Source organism: Rhizobium sp. FY34 (genome assembly GCF_005222845.1).
Taxonomy (GTDB): Bacteria; Pseudomonadota; Alphaproteobacteria; order Rhizobiales; family Rhizobiaceae; genus Neorhizobium.
On sequence record NZ_STFZ01000006.1, the window covers coordinates 91,012 to 109,358 of the forward strand.

7 protein-coding genes are annotated in these 18,347 nt (G+C 59.8%); 6 read left to right on the forward strand and 1 reads right to left on the reverse strand.

Annotated elements, in window-relative coordinates; genetic code table 11:
- The first annotated feature begins 6 nt into the window (after window positions 1-6).
- Both E8M77_RS03715 and E8M77_RS03720 read left to right on the forward strand, forming a co-directional pair.
- Window positions 7-8,490, forward strand: a complete 8,484-nt coding sequence (locus tag E8M77_RS03715; protein WP_137129275.1) for a glucoamylase family protein — start codon at window positions 7-9, stop codon at window positions 8,488-8,490.
- Between the two features lie 153 nt (window positions 8,491-8,643).
- Complete coding sequence (locus E8M77_RS03720) at window positions 8,644-9,489, forward strand: sterol desaturase family protein (RefSeq protein WP_137129276.1); 846 nt, start codon at window positions 8,644-8,646, stop codon at window positions 9,487-9,489.
- 58 nt (window positions 9,490-9,547) lie between these two features.
- Here the strand turns inward: E8M77_RS03720 and E8M77_RS03725 are convergent, their stop codons facing one another.
- Complete coding sequence (locus E8M77_RS03725) at window positions 9,548-11,314, reverse strand: glucan ABC transporter ATP-binding protein/ permease (protein ID WP_137129277.1); 1,767 nt, start codon at window positions 11,312-11,314, stop codon at window positions 9,548-9,550.
- Window positions 11,315-11,726: 412 nt separating this feature from the next.
- Between E8M77_RS03725 and E8M77_RS03730 the strand changes: the two genes are divergently transcribed.
- From E8M77_RS03730 to E8M77_RS03745, 4 genes are all read left to right on the forward strand, one after another.
- A complete protein-coding gene (locus tag E8M77_RS03730) occupies window positions 11,727-12,467 on the forward strand; it encodes a LuxR family transcriptional regulator (RefSeq protein WP_137129278.1) in 741 nt (246 codons plus the stop codon).
- A gap of 117 nt (window positions 12,468-12,584) precedes the next feature.
- Window positions 12,585-16,046 carry a pyruvate carboxylase gene (gene pyc / locus E8M77_RS03735; protein WP_137129279.1) on the forward strand — a complete coding sequence of 1,154 codons (3,462 nt, stop codon included), beginning with the start codon at window positions 12,585-12,587 and terminating at the stop codon, window positions 16,044-16,046.
- Window positions 16,047-16,312: 266 nt separating this feature from the next.
- Window positions 16,313-17,122 (forward strand): DeoR/GlpR family DNA-binding transcription regulator, encoded by an 810-nt coding sequence (locus E8M77_RS03740; RefSeq protein ID WP_246659113.1) that lies wholly within the window; start codon window positions 16,313-16,315, stop codon window positions 17,120-17,122.
- Window positions 17,115-18,308, forward strand: a complete 1,194-nt coding sequence (locus tag E8M77_RS03745) for an MFS transporter (RefSeq protein ID WP_246659114.1) — start codon at window positions 17,115-17,117, stop codon at window positions 18,306-18,308. The genes E8M77_RS03740 and E8M77_RS03745 overlap by 8 nt, the downstream gene beginning before the upstream one ends.
- Window positions 18,309-18,347 lie beyond the last annotated feature (39 nt).

Genomic DNA, 18,347 nt, shown 5'->3' on the forward strand with positions numbered 1-18,347 from the left:
GACACAATGTCATTTCATACTACGCCCGCTCAGACTACGCGTGAAACTGAAGGCAAGCAGATCGACCATAACGAGGCGATCCGCGCGACCTATTTCAATGCGGAGGCCTTGCGCAGTTGCGGCGATGCGCTGGCGCGCGACGGTGCCCAGACGCTGCCGGGCTTCATGACGTTTGATTTCCGGGAGCGGCACAAGGAGAACGAAAAGGAGATCCTGCGGGTCTATCGTTCCACCGCCAGGGATGTGGAAGCGGGTGCGACGATTACGCCGGCCGCCGAGTGGCTGCTCGACAACCATTACATCGTTGAAGAGGCGATCCAGGAAGTCCGCCGCGATTTTCCGCGCAAGTTCTACAAGCAGCTGCCGACCATGGCGATCGGCAGTGTCGAGATCCCGCGCGTTCTGGCGCTGGCCTGGCTCTATGTCGCCCATACCCATTCCACGGTGTCGCGCGAAAACCTGACGGCGATGGCCGAGGGCTTCCAGGTGCACCAGTCGCTGGAGATCGGCGAGCTCTGGGCGTTGCCATCCTTCCTGCGTTTCGTTCTGATCGAAAACCTGCGCCGTATCTCGATCCGCGTCGAACGCTCGCGCCGTATGCGCCAGCAGGCGAACGATGCCGCTGACGAGATCATCAAGCTGAATGACGAGGCGGCCTGCGCCGATCTTCTGAAGAAGATCGAGCAGCTGACCGAGGACAACACCTTTTCCACGCAGTTCCTCTATCGCCTGCGCAATGCGTCGCAGTCGCCGAGCTTTGCCATTGCCTGGCTGGAAGCGCGTCTCGAGCAGGCCGGCACGGACACCGAAGAAGTGATGATGGCGGAACACAACCGCCTCTCCTCCGGCAATGTCACGATGGGCAATATCATCAAGAGCCTGCGTGAGATCGACGATACCGAATGGAGCGTCTGGTTCGAAGAGGTCTGCCTTGTCGATCAGGTTCTGCGCGAGCAGAGCGATTATAACGAGCTCGACTTTGGATCGCGCAATTCCTATCGCAATCGGATCGAAAAGCTTGCCCGTTTCTGCGGCAAGACGGAAATCGACGTGGCGCGTGCGGCCATTGCGCTGGCTGAAGAAGCCAAGAGCGCACCAGTGCCCGATCCGCACAAGGCCAATGTCGGCGCTTTCCTGACCGGCATGTACCGTCCGCAGCTGGAAGCTGCCGTGGGCTATACACCGACATTTGCCCAGCGCATCGTCCGCACGGTGCAGAAGATGAACTGGATGGCGGTTGCCGTTCCCGTTCTGCTCCTGACCTTCCTGGCGCTGGCGCTGGTGGGCATGTTCCTGTCCAGCATGGGCATGTCCCTTCCGCTCATCCTTCTCTTCCTGCTGATGTTCTCCCTGCCGGCATCGGAAGGGGCAACAGGCCTCTTCAATACGCTGGTTACCTATGTGGTGAAGCCTGCCCGCCTTGTCGGCTATGAATTCAAGAACGGCATTCCGGAAGATGCGCGCACGCTGGTGGCCGTGCCCTGCCTCATTACCAACCGCGATACCGTGGATGAACTGATCCGCAATCTCGAGGTCCACTATCTCGCCAACCCGCGAGGCGACATCTATTTTGCGCTGCTCAGCGACTGGAAGGACGCAACGGTCGAGCAGACCGACGCCGATCTCGAAGTTCTCGAATATGCCCGCCGTGAGATCACCACGCTCAGCAATCGTTACGCTTTCGATGGCAAGACGCGTTTTTACCTGCTGCATCGCCGTCGTCTGTTCAACCCGTCCGAAGGTGTGTGGATGGGTTGGGAGCGCAAGCGCGGCAAGCTGCACGAGCTGAACCTTCTCTTGCGCGGCGACAAGGACACGAGTTACCTGCAGGGTGCCAATACCGTGCCGGAAAACGTCCAGTATGTCATGACGCTGGATGCCGATACGCGCCTGATGCGCGATGCGGTGACCAAGCTCGTCGGCAAGCTGCACCACCCGATCAACCGTCCGGTGCATGACCCCCATTCCGGCCGCGTCATCCATGGCTATGGCCTGCTGCAGCCGCGCGTCACCCCGTCCTTGACGACGGGCAAGGATGCCTCGGTCTTCCAGCGCGTCTATTCCATCAGCCGTGGCATCGATCCTTACGTATTTACCGTCTCGGACGTCTATCAGGACCTGACCGGCGAAGGTTCGTTCACCGGCAAGGGCCTTTATCACGTCGATGCCTTCGAGACGGCTTTGCGTGGCCGTATCGAGGAAAACTCCGTCCTCAGCCACGACCTTCTGGAAGGTTCGTTTGCCCGCTGCGCGCTTGTGACCGACGTGGAACTGGTGGAAGATTTCCCCACCCGCTACGAGGTGGAAGTGTCACGCCAGCATCGCTGGGCGCGTGGCGACTGGCAGCTTCTCTCGTATATTCTCGATCCGATGCGCGGCGTGACTGCGCTTGGTCGCTGGAAGATGATCGATAACCTGCGCCGCTCGCTGACCCCGATCGCCTGGTTCTTCGCCTCGGTTCTCGGCTGGTACTTCATGGACCCGCTCGGCGCGCTTATCTGGCAGATCCTGTTGATCTTCTCGCTGTTTGTCGCGCCGACACTGTCGCTGATCACCGGTATCGTGCCGCGCTCGACCGATATCGTGCCCAGCGCGCATTTCTATTCCGTATGGTCGGATGTGCGCTCCGCCAATGCGCAGGTCGCGCTGCGGATCGTCTTCATCGCTGATTCCGCCTTCCGGATGATCGATGCCATCGTGCGTTCGATCTACCGTCTCTTTGTCAGCCGCAAGCAGATGCTGGAATGGCGCACCGCCGCCAGCATCCAGTCCTCTGCGCAGGGCAGCCCGCTCGATTATTATCGCTCCATGTGGCATGCGCCGGTTGCAGCCGTTCTCGCCCTGTTGCTGGCAGCCCTGCCGGCCGACAATGCCTTCCTCGTCGGCCTGCCTTTCGTGCTGCTTTGGGTACTTTCGCCACTTGTGGCCTGGTATGTCAGCCAGTCGGCTGAAACCGAAGACCGCCTCTTTGTGCCGGAAGCCGTATCCATAGAGTTGCGCAAGTTCTCGCGCCGCACCTGGCGCTATTATGAGGCCTTCGTCACCGAAGATCAGCACTTCCTGCCGCCGGACAATTTTCAGGAAAAGCCGGAACCGATTGTCGCCAAGCGAACCTCGCCCACCAATATCGGCGTCTATCTTCTGTCGGTCATCTCCGCCCGCCATTTTGGCTGGATCAGCTTCCAGGAAACGCTGGAGCGGATGGAAAACACCGTGTCCACCGTGGAAGGCATGGGGAAATTCCGTGGCCATTTGTTCAACTGGTACCATACCGATACGCTTCAGACGCTCGGACCCCGCTATGTCTCGACCGTTGACAGCGGCAACCTGGCCGGCCACCTGATCGCGGTTTCCTCGGCCTGCCGGGAATGGGCGGAAGCGCCATCGGCCCATCTTCAAGCTTCGCTCGATGGCATTGGCGATGTCGCCGGCATCCTGTCGGAAGTGCTGAAGGAACTGCCGGATGACCGTAAGACGGTTCGCCCGCTGCGCCGGCGCCTGGAAGAACGCATCATCGGCTTTGGCAATGCGCTGGCAGCCGTCAAGCGCGAGCACGAGTTTGCCTCGATCCGAATCATCAACCTTGCGGTTCTCGCCCGCGACATCCAGAAGCTGGCCTCCAATCTCGATCACGAGGTTAGCTCTGCCCAGAGCACTGAAGTCACTCGCTGGTCGGAATCACTCGTGGCTGCCTGCGAAGCGCATATTGCCGACAGCACGTTCGACATGACCAATATCGAACCGCTGCGCCAGCGCCTGACGCAGCTGCGCGACCGTGCCCGCAATCTCGCCTTCTCGATGGATTTCACCTTCCTCTACCGGAAGGATCGTCGCCTGCTGTCGATCGGTTACCGCGTCGAAAGCAATGACCTTGACGAGGCCTGCTACGACCTTCTGGCGTCGGAATGCCGTCTGACCAGCCTGTTTGCCATTGCCAAGGGCGATCTTCCGACCGAACATTGGTATCGCTTGGGCCGTCAGGTCGTGCCGATCGGTGCGCGCGGTGCGCTGATTTCCTGGTCGGGCTCGATGTTCGAATATCTGATGCCGCCGCTCGTCATGCAGGAGCGCCAGGGTGGCATTCTGAACCAGACGAACAATCTGATCGTCGAAGAGCAGATGAACCATGGCCGTCGTCTGAATATTCCCTGGGGGATTTCGGAAGCCGCCTTCAATGCGCGCGACCATAACCTGAACTACCAGTACACGAACTTCGGCGTGCCGACGCTTGGTCTGAAGCGCGGTCTTGGCCAGAATGCCGTCATCGCACCCTACGCATCCATCCTTGCCAGCCAGTACCGCCCGCTTGAGGCGCTGGAAAACCTGCAGAAGCTGCGGGCAGTTGGTGCGCTTGGCAAATATGGCTTCCATGATGCGGTGGACTACACCCCGACCCGCGTGCCGGAAGGCAAGAAATGCGCCGTTGTGTTCAACTACTATGCCCACCACCATGGCATGTCGATTGCAGCCATTGCCAATGTCGTCAACAATGGCAAGCTGCGCGAGCTTTTCCACGCCGATCCGGTGGTGGAAGCTGCCGAACTGCTGCTGCAGGAAAAGGCGCCGCGCGAAGTGCCTGTCATGGGCTCCAAGTATGAGCCTGAAACGCCCGGCAAGGGCCAGGCCGATCTGCTGCGTCCCGAAATCCGCACCATACAGGACCCGGCAAGCCGCGACCGCGAAATGGTCTTCCTGTCGAATGGTCATTATTCGACCATGCTGACGGCGACCGGCACCGGCTATTCACGCTGGAACGGCCTTGCCGTGACCCGCTGGAAGCCGGACCCGGTCGAGGATCGCTGGGGCAATTTCCTCTTCCTGCGCGACACGACGACTGGCCAGTGGTGGTCGACGACCGCCGAGCCGCGCCGCGCCGAGGGAGAAAAGACGAAGACCGTATTCGGCGATGAGAAGGCCGAATTCGTTAAGACCGTCGGCACGCTTGTCAGCACTGTCGAATGTATCGTGGCAACCGAACATGATGCGGAAGGTCGCCGCCTGACGCTGCTCAATACCGGCACCGAGGACCGCTTCATCGAAGTGACCTCCTATCTGGAACCGGTGATTGCCAACGAGGATGACGACAACGCCCATCCGGTCTTCTCGCGCATGTTCATCCGCACCGAGATCGGTCGTCGCGGCGATGTGATCCGCGCCTGGCGCAACAAGCGCAACCCGAACGAAGCCTCGATGCACATTGCGCATCTGGCGGCTGACAATGCCGGCTCCTCGCGTCCGACCGAATTCGAGACCGATCGCCGTCGCTTCATCGGCCGTGGCAGAACTCTGGCAGAAGCTGCAGCCTTTGATCCGGATGCAACACTGTCGGGCACCGATGGGTTCACGCTTGACCCGATCCTGTCGCTGCGCCGCGTCGTGCGCGTACCGGCCGGCAAGAAGGTCAGCGTCATTTTCTGGACGATCGCTGCACCGAGCCGTGAGGATCTCGATGGCGCCATCGAGCGCTATCGTCACCCGGATGCCTTTGGTTCTGAACTGACGCAGGCCTGGACCCGCGTGCAGGTGCAGATGCGCCATATCGGCATCAGTTCGCAGCAGGCCGCAGCCTTCCAGCATCTTGGCCGCTATCTGGTCTATCCAGACATGTATCTGCGCGCCGATTCAGCAACGGTTGAAGCGGGCCTTGCCTCGCAACGCCAGCTCTGGGGTCTCTCCATCTCCGGCGACCTGCCGATCTTCACGCTGCGCATTAATGACGAAATGGATATGGATGTCGTCAAGGAAGCCCTGTCGGCGCAGGAATATCTGCGTTCGCGTGGCGTCTTGGCCGATCTTGCCGTCGTCAATGAAAAGCCGGCCTCTTATGCGCAGGACATGCAGCACGCGATCGACCAGATCAGCGAAAGCATTCGTCGCCTTGGCCAGTCCGAAGGCCGCCAGCAGGTGTTTGCGCTGCGCCGCGACCTGATGGACGAGGAAACCTGGGCGGCCCTGATTGCCGCCTCGCGTGTCGTTCTTCATGCCCGTAACGGCAAGATCGAGGATCAGGTCAACCGTGCGGTTTCGCTGTTTTCGGCCCCGCGTGGTGCCGAAATCGAGACGGATCGCCGCGAGCTTCTGTCGGCCGATCACTTCGGCAGCGTGCTGGGCAATGGTGATGATGCCGGTAAGGATCTCGATTTCTGGAACGGTTATGGCGGCTTTGCCACCGACGGCCAGGAATATGTCGTTCGTGTGTCGGGTGGTGGCACGACCCCGCATCCGTGGATCAACGTCATTTCCAACGAGAGCTTCGGCTTCCATATTTCTGCCGAAGGTGCAGGCTTCACCTGGAGCCAGAACTCGCGCGACTACCAGCTGACACCGTGGTCGAATGACACGGTCATCAACCGGCCCGGCGAAGCCTTCTATGTGGCGGATCTGCAAAGCGGCACGGTGTCTACACCCTTTGCCGCGCTGTCGCGCCGCCCATCGGTGACGTTTGAGACGCGTCACGGTCTTGGCTATTCCACGTTCCAGTCGCTGGAAGATGGCCTGACCCTGACCCTGACGCAGACCGTAGATCGCACCCGCCCGGTCAAGCTGTCGAAGATCACGCTGCGCAATACCAGCGGTGAAGCGCGTCGCCTGCGTGTCTATGGTTATGCGGAATGGATCTTGGGCAACAACCCGCAGCGCACGCAACCGTTCATTCTGAGCGGTCGGGACGAAGCAACGGGTGCCCTGTTTGCGACCAATCCCTACAGCATCGATTTCCATCGCACCGCCTTCTTCGGCAGCGATGTTGCAGCTTCGGGCTTTACCACCAGCCGCCGCGAATTCATTGGCCGGTTCGGTACGGTTGCAGCCCCGGTGGCCGTGACCAGCGGTTCGGCGCTCAACGGATCGCTGGAGCCGGACGGCGCGCCATGCGCAGCACTTGCCTGCGATATCGAGCTTGCAGCCGGTGAAGAAAAGGTCGTCACCTTCTATCTCGGTGATTGCGGCACACGCGAGGAAGCGGCAGCCCTTGCCGCCGACATCAAGGCCTCGTCTTTCGGCGCAGTTTTGCAGACCACCAATGACTTCTGGCAGGAATTTACCGGCCGGTTGAAGATCTCGACGCCCGACAAGGCGCTCGACAACATGGTCAATACCTGGCTGCCCTATCAGGCGCTTGGTTGCCGCATCATGTCGCGCACCGCCTTCTATCAGTCGTCCGGCGCCTATGGCTTCCGTGACCAGTTGCAGGATACGCTTGCCTTCCTGCTACACGAACCGGATCTGGCGCGTCGCCAGATCGTCAATGCCGCCAGCCGTCAGTTCAAGGAAGGCGACGTGCAGCATTGGTGGCTGCCGGGCACGGGTGCCGGCGTTCGCACCTCGATCTCCGATGACGTGGTCTGGCTCGCCTATGCGGCACACCAGTATATCCAGGCAACCGGGGACAAGGCGATCCTGAACGAGGAACTGCCCTTCCTGCAGGGTGCCACGCTGACGCCTGGCCAGCACGATGCCTTCTACAAGCCGGAAATCTCTTCCGACACCGCCTCGCTCTATGAGCATGCGGCGCTGGCGCTTGATCTGGCCATTGTCCGCACCGGCTCGAACGGCTTGCCGCTGATCCTGGGCGGCGACTGGAATGACGGCATGAACCGTGTCGGCATTGGTGGGCGCGGCACCAGCGTCTGGCTTGGCTGGTTCCTGGCGGCTGCCCTTCGTCGCTTCATGGTCTATGCAGAAGAGCGTGGCGATACGGTCCGTACCGAACGCTGGTCGCGTCACCTGACCTCGCTGAAACATGCGCTGGAAACGGCTGGCTGGGACGGCACCTATTATCGTCGCGGCTATTTCGACGATGGCGGGCCGCTCGGCGCCAATGGCAATCTGGAATGCGCCATCGATTCGCTGGGTCAGTCCTGGAGCGTTCTGTCGGGCGAGGGTGATCCCGCCCGCCAGGAACAGGCCATGAATGCCGTAATGGACAAGCTGGTGGACGATAAGGAAGGGCTTATCCGCCTCTTCACGCCGGCCTTTGCATCTACCCCGAAGGATCCAGGCTATATCAAGGCCTATCCGCCGGGTGTGCGTGAAAACGGTGGCCAGTATACCCATGCGGCCATCTGGGTCGTGCTGGCACTGGCCGGTCTGAAGCGAGGCGACGATGCCTGGAAGGCCTTCAAGCTGTTGAACCCGGTCAATCACGCGCTGGATCAGACCTCCGCCGACAAGTATCGCGTCGAGCCTTATGTCGTGGCTGCCGATGTCTACGGTGTCAGCGATCTGACGGGTCGCGGTGGCTGGACCTGGTACACCGGCTCTGCCGGCTGGCTCTACCGTGCGGCGGTCGAGGGCATTCTCGGCATTCGCCGCGAAGGCGACCGGCTGTTTGTTGCGCCGGTTCTGCCAAGCGACTGGACGGGCTTTACAGCCGAACTGACGCTATCGGGCAAGACCTATGCCGTGGTTGTGACGATGGCAGACGGCAAGGCGCAGGTCACGGTCAATGGTACGTCGGTCTCAGAGGCGGACGGATTCCTCCTCAACTGACCAGTATGGGACATGATTGATGAACAGGGACCCGGATTGCGCATGCAAGTCCGGGTCCTTGCTTATAGGAAACTGCCCTGGCTGCCGATGATTGCTCCTTTTCGTGCATTCGGTTAGGTTCACACACATCGACGCGGTCAAGACGGGTCCCCGATGAGCTTTTTTGCCCAATATTCCCTGCTCGCACCCCTTTCGGCCACGGTGCCCGAACTGGGTTGGCGTGGGCTCGCCCTGGATTTCGCCGTGCTGTTTGGTCTGACCGTTGCAGCCATTCTCATCGTTCTGGCGGCAGTCGGCGGCTTCTTCGAAGTCATGAACGCGCGGCATCCGGAACGACGTATCCAGAAACATCGCGTCAACCGGCGTAAATGGCAGGAACTGGCGCATGCGCCCGGTTCGGTCGCCATCATTGCACTCTGTTTTTCCGGTGGATTATTCGCGCAAGCCCAGGGGTGGACGATAGCGCCACTTGCGCTCTCCTGGTGGACGGGACCGCTGATGCTTGGTCTCTCGGTGGTGCTGTATGATGCCTGGTTTTACTGGGTCCATCGTCTACTGCACTGGAAGCCATTCTATCGCTTCCACGCCCTCCACCACAAAAGCGTCGCGCCGACCGTGTGGACCAACCACCACGAAACGCTTGTCGAAGGCTTCCTCAATCAGGCCTTCTACCTTCTTATTCCGTTCATTCTGCCGATCCCCTGGCAGCTGCTTGTACTACAGAAGCTCTACGATCAGGTAAGTGGTATGCTGGGCCATGCGGGCTTCGAACACTTTGCCTCGCCGGCGGGCCGAACCCCCTTTCCATTCGCCTCTACGGTGTTTCACGACCAGCACCACGGGTACTTCAAGTACAACTATGGTCACACCTTTTCCTGGTGGGACCGTATGATGGGGACCTTGCACCCACGCTATGATGCGACCTTGGAGAGTTTCGAGCCAAAGAAGCCCGATTCCAGCGCTACGGTCGAGCCAGGCAGCAAGCCGGACCAGACATGAAAATGGCGGGTCAGCCTCGCCATTTTACTCCCGGTATCCAACCATCCGTCAATCAGGATCAGGCTCGCTGGGGAACCACCTGCGGAATGGTCTTTGCATCATCCGTCACAATGCCACTTGTCTTCAACAGCGCGGCGAAGCGGCCGCCGAGGGCATTCAGTTCATCATAGGTGCCCTGCTCGATGATCCGGCCATGGTCGAGGAAGATCACCACATCGGCGTCGCGGATAGTGGAGAGGCGGTGCGCGATGATGAAGGTCGTGCGGTTCTGGCGCAACCGGTCGATTGCTTCCTTGACCCGCTGTTCCGTCTCTACGTCCAGCGCGCTGGTGGCTTCGTCGAGCACCAGGATGGGGGCGTTCTTCAGGATCGCGCGGGCAATGGCGATACGCTGGCGCTCGCCACCCGACAGGCGGTTGCCGCGCTCGCCCACATGCGTGTCGTAACCGGCAAGCCGGCTTTCGATGAAATCGGTCGCGGCAGCGGCTTCAGCCGCTGCAATCACTTCGGCATCGGTTGCGCCCTCGCGGCCAAGCCGGATGTTTTCAGTGATCGAGCGATTGAGAAGGCCCGCATCCTGGAAGACCGTGGCAATTGAGTGGCGCAGCGACTTGCGGGTAACGGTTGCGATATCCGTGCCATCGATCAGGATACTGCCCTGTTGCGGATCATAGACCCGCTGAAGCAGGTTGACGAGTGTCGTCTTGCCGGCACCTGTCGGCCCGACAATGGCAACGGTCTGGCCCGCTTTGGCAATGAATGAGACGTTTTTGACACCCTGCGTCGTGCTGGCAAAATCGAAGGAAATATCGCGGAACTCCACCTCGCCGCGCACCGCACCGAGTTCGCCGGCGCCGGCCGGTTCCTCGCGCTCCTTCACTGAATCTTCCAGACGGAAGAAATCCTCAAGCTTGGAACGCGCTTCGAAGATCTGCGTGGCGAACTGGCGCAACAGGTCAAGGCGGCCGATCAGCAAGTTGGCAAAGCCGATGAAGGCAATCACATCACCGACGCGGATTTCGCCGGCGCGAACGAGAACGACGCCGATGATCAGGATGATCAGCATGGAGACGGTGGAGGCCATGCGGTTCAGCGCACTGGCCAGCGCCCACCAGTCGAGAACCGGATATTGTGCCGATAGAAGCTTTTCCGTGTAGCTTTTCAGCGCCTTGGTTTCCGCATCGATGCGATTGTAGCTATGCAGCACGGTGACATTGCTGATGCTGTCGCTAACATGCGAGAAGACCGTGTGATAATGTCCTTCGACGGAGGCTTGGCCCTCCTTCGTGCGGTTCATCACCATGCGGCCGATGAACCAGTAGAGAATGCTGAGCACGACGAGAACGCAGCTCAGTCGCCAATCCATCGAAAATGCCGTCGGCACCAGCAGGACCAGCGCCACGATGGTGGCAAGATGCGTGCGCATGAATTCCAGCCAGAGGCCAAACAGTGTTTCGCTGGCCCGCAGCAGCGTATGCAGAGCATTCGATGTACCGCGCTGGTGGTGCCATGACAGCGGCATGGAAATAATGCGCCCGAAGGCTTCCGTCAGCAATGTTGCGCGCCGCCCATGTGCCAGCCGATCGGCTTCGCGCGCTACAAGAACGTAAGCTATAGTGTTGAACACGCCGAAACCGCCCCACATCAGAAGGATGGGGGTCACCTCGCCATTGCCGGAAATCGCATCAATTATACGTCCGAACAGAATCGGTTCGGCAATCGTGATGACGGCAAGGACGATATTGGCGACGACCACCATGGATACGCGGATCTTGCTCGATCCGAGATATTGTAGCGCCCGCGCATAGACCTGAAACAAGCTCAACGACATTACCTCGAGATTTGATCAATCGCGCATCTCTAGCGGATCTGACCTGTATGTAGCGTGAACGCGTGGCACACGCCTGCGCGCTGGGTGCGTCATAGCGGTGATCGAGACGATTGGCCATCTTTCACGGTGGAATGCGGAAGATCAATGATTGGAATGGCTTGCTGTTGCATCAAGGACGTGTTGCGCGTGCCCGAGGCGTTGGGGAATGACAGACCGCATAACATTGGACACAACGCCGAGGAGACTAGAAGCCGCTTGCAATCTCTGCGAGAATAGAGCCCACTATGAAATGTCGCCATGTGTCTTCAGTCAATGCTAACCAAGCATGGGGGAAGGTGTGGCGTATTCAGTGAAGACGATGGTTTCAACGATGAACGGCCACACCTCTTAGTGGCAGGGGGTATGAGTGAACATTCACTCTATTCTGCAGCTCTTGGTATTAGTCAACGAGACGAAGACGCAGGCAGAACTAACCACGGAATTAGATGCGCTTATTTCAGGATACGGCTTCGCTTATTATGGTCTCTGGTTTTACCAACGCGCCAATTCGGAACCCAATAACCTGATGCTGGCAGGGCGTTGGCCCGAGGGTTGGCGCAAGCTCTATCTTTCCAAGAAATACGGAATGATTGACCCGGTGCGTCGCATGTTGACCATTGCCCAGCGGCCGTTCCGCTGGCGCGATGCTATACACAGCTATCGGGATGACCCTTATCGCAAGCGCGTGCTGCGGCTTCTTCAGGATGCCGCCAAGCATGATCTGTTTGATGGCTATGCTTTCCCAATCCATGGCAGGACGGGCCTGATCGGTCAGTTCAGTATTGGTGGTTTTCCTGTCGATCTATCCCCGGTGGAACTGGCTTTGTTCGAGGCTGCTGGCCGAAAGAGCTTCTGGCGTCTGCTGGAGCTGCGTGGAGATGCAGCTGAGCTGGAGAAGCAGGTGGTGATCGACACGGAACTGACGCGCCGCCAGATGGAGGTTCTGACCTTGCTGGCCGATGGCATGACATCCAATGAGATTGCCAAGAAGCTACAGATCTCAAGCCATACGGTGGATTGGTACATCAATATCATTCAGGAAAAGTTCAACGCCAAGAACCGGCAGCATGTGATTGCCACAGCTTTCCGCGTCGGATTGGTTACCTGACATTTTGCTGACATAAATCGACCGGCGGACAACACGGGAAATTGAACTTCCCAGAAAAGCCGCTAAGGTCTCTCTTCGCGGATGCAGCATTATCCGTAAATGTGAGGGGAGACTGTCTTGAAGATATCGAAAATCCTTGTCGCCAATCGTTCGGAAATTGCTATCCGCGTGTTTCGCGCTGCCAATGAACTTGGCATCAAGACCGTCGCAATCTGGGCCGAGGAAGACAAGCTCTCGCTGCATCGGTTCAAGGCTGATGAGAGCTATCAGGTCGGGCGCGGCCCGCATCTGGCGCGCGATCTGGGTCCCATCGAAAGCTATCTGTCCATTCCCGAGGTGATCCGCGTCGCAAAGCTCTCCGGCGCCGATGCCATTCATCCGGGCTACGGACTCCTGTCGGAAAGTCCCGAATTCGTCGAGGCCTGCAACGATGCAGGTATCATTTTCATCGGGCCGCGGCCCGATACCATGCGCCAGCTGGGTAACAAGGTCGCCGCCCGCGATCTGGCAATCTCCGTCGGCGTGCCGGTCGTGCCGGCAACGCTGCCGCTGCCGGACGATATGGCGGAAGTGGCGCGGATGGCCGAAGAGGTTGGCTATCCGGTGATGCTGAAGGCCTCCTGGGGCGGCGGCGGGCGCGGCATGCGCGCCATCCGCGATCCCAAGGATCTCGCAAAGGAAGTGGTGGAGGCCAAGCGCGAGGCCATGGCCGCGTTTGGCAAGGATGAGGTCTATCTCGAAAAGCTGGTGGAACGTGCCCGCCATGTGGAAAGCCAGGTTCTTGGCGATACGCATGGCAATGTCGTGCATCTCTTCGAGCGTGACTGCTCTATCCAGCGCCGCAACCAGAAGGTCGTGGAGCGCGCTCCGGCCCCCTATCTTTCGCAGGCGCAGCGCGATGAACTCGCCGGCTATTCGCTAAAGATTGCCGCTGCCACCAACTATGTCGGTGCCGGCACGGTCGAATATCTGATGGATGCCGATACCGGCAAATTCTACTTTATCGAAGTCAATCCGCGTATCCAGGTGGAGCATACGGTCACCGAAGTCGTCACCGGCATCGATATCGTCAAGGCACAGATCCATATTCTCGAAGGCTTTGCCATTGGCACGCCGGAATCGGGCGTGCCGGCTCAAGCCGATATCCGCCTTAACGGTCATGCGTTGCAGTGCCGCATCACGACGGAAGATCCCGAGCAGAATTTCATCCCCGATTACGGTCGCATCACCGCCTACCGTTCGGCGGCAGGCTTTGGCATCCGTCTGGATGGCGGTACGGCCTATACGGGCGCCATCATCACCCGTTACTATGATCCGCTGCTGGTCAAGGTGACAGCCTCGGGCGGTACGCCGCAGGAAGCCATCAGCCGCATGGACCGGGCGCTGCGTGAATTCCGTATCCGCGGCGTGGCAACCAACCTGACATTCCTCGAAGCGATTATCGGCCATCCGAGCTTCCGCGACAATTCCTATACGACGCGCTTTATCGATACGACGCCGGAACTGTTCCAGCAGGTCAAGCGCCAGGACCGTGCGACGAAACTGCTGACCTATCTTGCCGACGTGACGGTGAACGGTCATCCCGAAACCAAGGGAAGGCCAAAGCCCTCCGACAAGGCTGCAAAGCCGATCGTGCCCTATATCGAGGCTGATGTGCCGGCAGGTACCAAGCAGAAGCTAGACGAACTGGGACCGAAGGGCTTTTCCGAATGGATGCGCAACGAGACGCGCGTGCTGATGACCGATACGACCATGCGCGATGGCCATCAGTCGCTACTCGCCACCCGCATGCGCACCTATGATATTGCTCGCATTGCGCCGATCTATGCGCGGGCGCTGCCCAATCTCTTCTCGCTCGAATGCTGGGGTGGTGCCACTTTCGACGTGTCCATGCGTTTCCTCACCGAAGATCCATGGGAGCGGCTGGCGCTGGTGCGCGAAGGCGCGCCGAACCTTCTGCTGCAGATGCTGCTGCGTGGCGCAAATGGCGTCGGCTACACCAACTATCCGGACAATGTCGTCAAATATTTCGTCCGTCAGGCGGCCAAAGGCGGCATCGATCTGTTCCGCGTCTTCGACTGCCTGAATTGGGTGGAAAACATGCGTGTTTCCATGGATGCCATCCAGGAGGAGAACAGGCTCTGCGAGGCGGTCATCTGCTATACCGGCGACATGCTGAACAGCGCGCGGCCGAAATATGATCTGAAATATTACACCAACCTGGCACAGGAACTGGAAAAGGCCGGCGCGCATATCATTGCCGTCAAGGACATGGCGGGGCTTTTGAAGCCGGCGGCGGCGCGCGTGCTGTTCAAGGCATTGCGGGAAGAAACCGGCCTGCCGATCCATTTCCATACGCATGATACATCCGGCATTTCGGCGGCAACCGTGTTGGCCGCTATCGATGCCGGCGTCGATGCGGTCGATGCGGCCATGGACGCCTTTTCCGGCAATACTTCGCAGCCCTGCCTGGGTTCGATCGTTGAGGCACTTTCCGGCACCGAGCGCGATTCGGGCCTTGATCCGGAATGGATCCGCCGCATCTCGTTTTACTGGGAGGCGGTGCGCAACCAGTATGCGGCCTTCGAAAGCGATCTCAAGGGGCCGGCCTCGGAAGTCTATCTGCATGAAATGCCGGGCGGCCAGTTCACCAATCTCAAGGAGCAGGCCCGCTCGCTTGGACTCGACAGCCGCTGGCACGAGGTGGCGCAGACCTATGCGGACGTGAACCAGATGTTCGGCGATATCGTCAAGGTCACGCCGTCCTCCAAGGTCGTCGGCGACATGGCGCTGATGATGGTGAGCCAGGACCTGACGGTTGAGGATGTCGAAAATCCCGAGCGCGACATTGCCTTTCCGGATTCCGTTGTCTCCATGCTGAAGGGCGATCTGGGCCAGCCGCCCGGCGGATGGCCGCAGGCCTTGCAGAAGAAGGCGCTGAAGGGCGACAAGCCCTATACGGAACGTCCCGGCTCGCTGCTGGTTGATGCCGATCTCGATGCCGAGCGCAAGGTGATCGAGGGCAAGCTCGAGCGTGCCGTGGATGATTTCGAATTTGCCTCCTACCTGATGTATCCCAAGGTCTTCACAGATTTTGCGCTGGCTTCCGATACCTATGGACCGGTTTCTGTTCTGCCGACGCCGGCCTACTTCTACGGCATGGCCGATGGCGAGGAACTGTTTGCCGATATCGAGAAGGGCAAGACGCTGGTGATCGTCAATCAGGCGGCGAGCGCTGCGGATGCGCAGGGACTCGTCACGATGTTCTTCGAGCTGAATGGCCAGCCGCGCCGCATCAAAGTGCCGGACCGGGCACAAGGCGCGACAGGGGCAGTCGCACGCCGCAAGGCGGAGATTGGCAATGCGACGCATCTGGGCGCGCCGATGCCCGGTGTCATTTCCCGCGTCTTCGTTTCCACTGGCCAGAAGGTGAAGGCCGGCGATGTGCTGCTCTCCATCGAAGCGATGAAGATGGAAACGGCGCTCCATGCCGAAAAGGATGGCACGCTTGCCGAAGTGCTCGTCAAGCCGGGCGATCAGATCGACGCCAAGGACCTGCTGATCGTCTACGAAGGCTGAAAATTGATCTGGATGGCCGCGGGCGGATTTTTGACCGTCCGGGGCCATTTTCAATTCCAAACGGGTGCGCCTCCCGTACCCGTTGACCCCGCCCGGATATTTCCTGAGGGTGGCGCTGTCATTTCCTCAATCCTACCCTGCATCGCCCGCGCGGGCCGCCGCCTATGCAACGATCACGTGTTGTGACGGGTGCCGGGTTCTTAGTGTCTTGCGCGCACGGTGGTGCACGTTTATCCGTGTTTGTGCGTTATTTAGGATGGATGTGCATGACGGATTTGATGGTGCAGGAAAGGCAGGCCGAAATCTTGCGGCGTCTGAAACAGGACGGGCGGGTACTGGCGGCGTCTCTGGCGGCGGAATTTCGCATTTCCGAAGACACGATTCGTCGTGACCTGCGGGACATGGCCAATGCCGGTCTGTGCGAACGCGTCTATGGCGGCGCCCTGCCGGTCTCACGCGGCGTCACGACGCTTTCCCAGCGCATGGGTGTGGCTTCAGAGCGAAAGAAGGCCTTGGCTGAAACGGCTAGCACGCTCATCCCACAGCGCTCCACCGTGTATTTCGACGCAGGAAGCACCAATCTTGCAATCGCAGAGACGTTGCACGAAGACCGTGTGGTGACGGCGATAACCAATTCCCCTGCCATTTCGCTCGTGCTCGCCGAAAAGCCGTTGGTGGAGGTGATCCTGATCGGCGGTATCCTGGATCGCATTGTTGGTGGTGTCGTTGGCGCGCGGGCGATCGAGGCCATGTCCGTTATCCGGCCGGACATCTGCTTCGTCGGGACCTGCGGCATTGATGCCGAGGGCGGCCTCTCGGCCTTCCGCCTGGAGGATGCCGCCTTCAAGCGATTTGTCTGTGGTCGCAGCCGCAAGGTCATCGTCGCAGCCACGCGCGAAAAATTTGATGCAGCAGCACCCTATGCGGTGGCCGCTGCTGGCCAATATCACTGCCTCGTCACCGAATCAGGTGTTGACCCGGATCGGTTCGTGCCGCTGCGGGAGGCGGGGTGCGAGATCATCGAGGCCGGACTGTCAGAGGGTCGAAAGACCGGGAGAGACCAGAACAATGACTGAAAATACTGTCGAGACGGGTGCTTTTGACCGCGCGCCCATCGTCACACGCGAGCGTGCGGCCGTGGCTCTGATGTTCCTGATGAACGGCTTCATGGTCGGAGCCTGGGCCCCGAAGATCCCGGAATTTGCAGGCCGGCTTGGGCTTGGCGAGGGTGCGCTCGGCCTGATGATCCTGGTCTTCGGGCTGGGCTCCATCGTCATGATGCCGCTGGCCGGCATGCAGATTGCCCGCTTTGGTTCAACCTGGGTTACTCGTATTGCGGCTGTTCTTGGCCTGCCGACGCTGATTCTCCTGAGCCTTGTCAGCACTGTTTTTACCGGGGCGCTCGCAATCTTTCTCTTCGGTGGGCTTATCGGTGCCATGGACGTGGCGATGAATGCCAATGCGGTGGCGACCGAAAAGCACATGCGTCGCTCCATCATGTCCTCCTGCCATGCCTTCTGGAGCCTGGGGGGACTTATCGGTTCAGCAAGCGGCGGCTATCTGATCGCCACGTTTGGCGTCGTGGGGCATTCGCTGCTTGTTACCGGATTTGCTGTCCTTCTGGTGGCCATCGCCTGGCCGATGCTGCTCATCGACACGCCGCATCCTGAAGACGCAAGGCAGAAACTCCGGCTGCCTCGCTCCCCGCTTCCCTGGCTGATCGGCTTTGTGGCGCTGTTTTCGATGGTTCCGGAGGGTGCTATAATAGATTGGGGCGCGCTCTATCTGCGCAAAGAACTGGGTGCCTCGGTGGAACTGTCGGGCCTTGCCTTCGGCGCTTTTTCGTTCACCATGGCGATCATGCGCTTTGCCGGCGATCTGGTGCGAGACAGGTTCGGCGCGGTCAATACGCTGCGGTTCTGCACGCTTGCCTCCATCATCGGCCTTGTGACGGCAGGCTTTGCCAGCGGACCCGCCATGGCCATCATCGGCTTTGCCATTGCCGGTATCGGCATTTCCAACATGGTGCCGATTGCCTTTTCGGCCGCCGGCAATCTGCCGGGCATGGCGCAGGGCATCGGCCTGTCGGTGGTCACCACTATGGGCTATTCCGGCATTCTGGTCGCCCCATCGCTGATCGGTTTCATTGCCGAACATATGAGCCTTGCAGCCATCTTTGCCGGTCTGGCGCTCCTGCATCTGGTGGTCCTGGGTCTCTCCGGTCTTGCCCGCCATGCGGATCGTCCAGCCCCTGCGTCCTAATGTGATGTCACGCGGGTGTTGACAAGGCGGGTCGGTTGA

What these genes read in the sequence shown, in the direction of transcription:
- E8M77_RS03715 (WP_137129275.1), top strand. Translation starts at nt 7, where the DNA reads ATGTCATTTCATACTACGCCCGCTCAGACTACGCGTGAAACTGAAGGC.
- E8M77_RS03720 (WP_137129276.1), top strand. Translation starts at nt 8,644, where the DNA reads ATGAGCTTTTTTGCCCAATATTCCCTGCTCGCACCCCTTTCGGCCACG.
- E8M77_RS03740 (WP_246659113.1), top strand. Translation starts at nt 16,313, where the DNA reads ATGACGGATTTGATGGTGCAGGAAAGGCAGGCCGAAATCTTGCGGCGT.
- E8M77_RS03745 (WP_246659114.1), top strand. Translation starts at nt 17,115, where the DNA reads ATGACTGAAAATACTGTCGAGACGGGTGCTTTTGACCGCGCGCCCATC.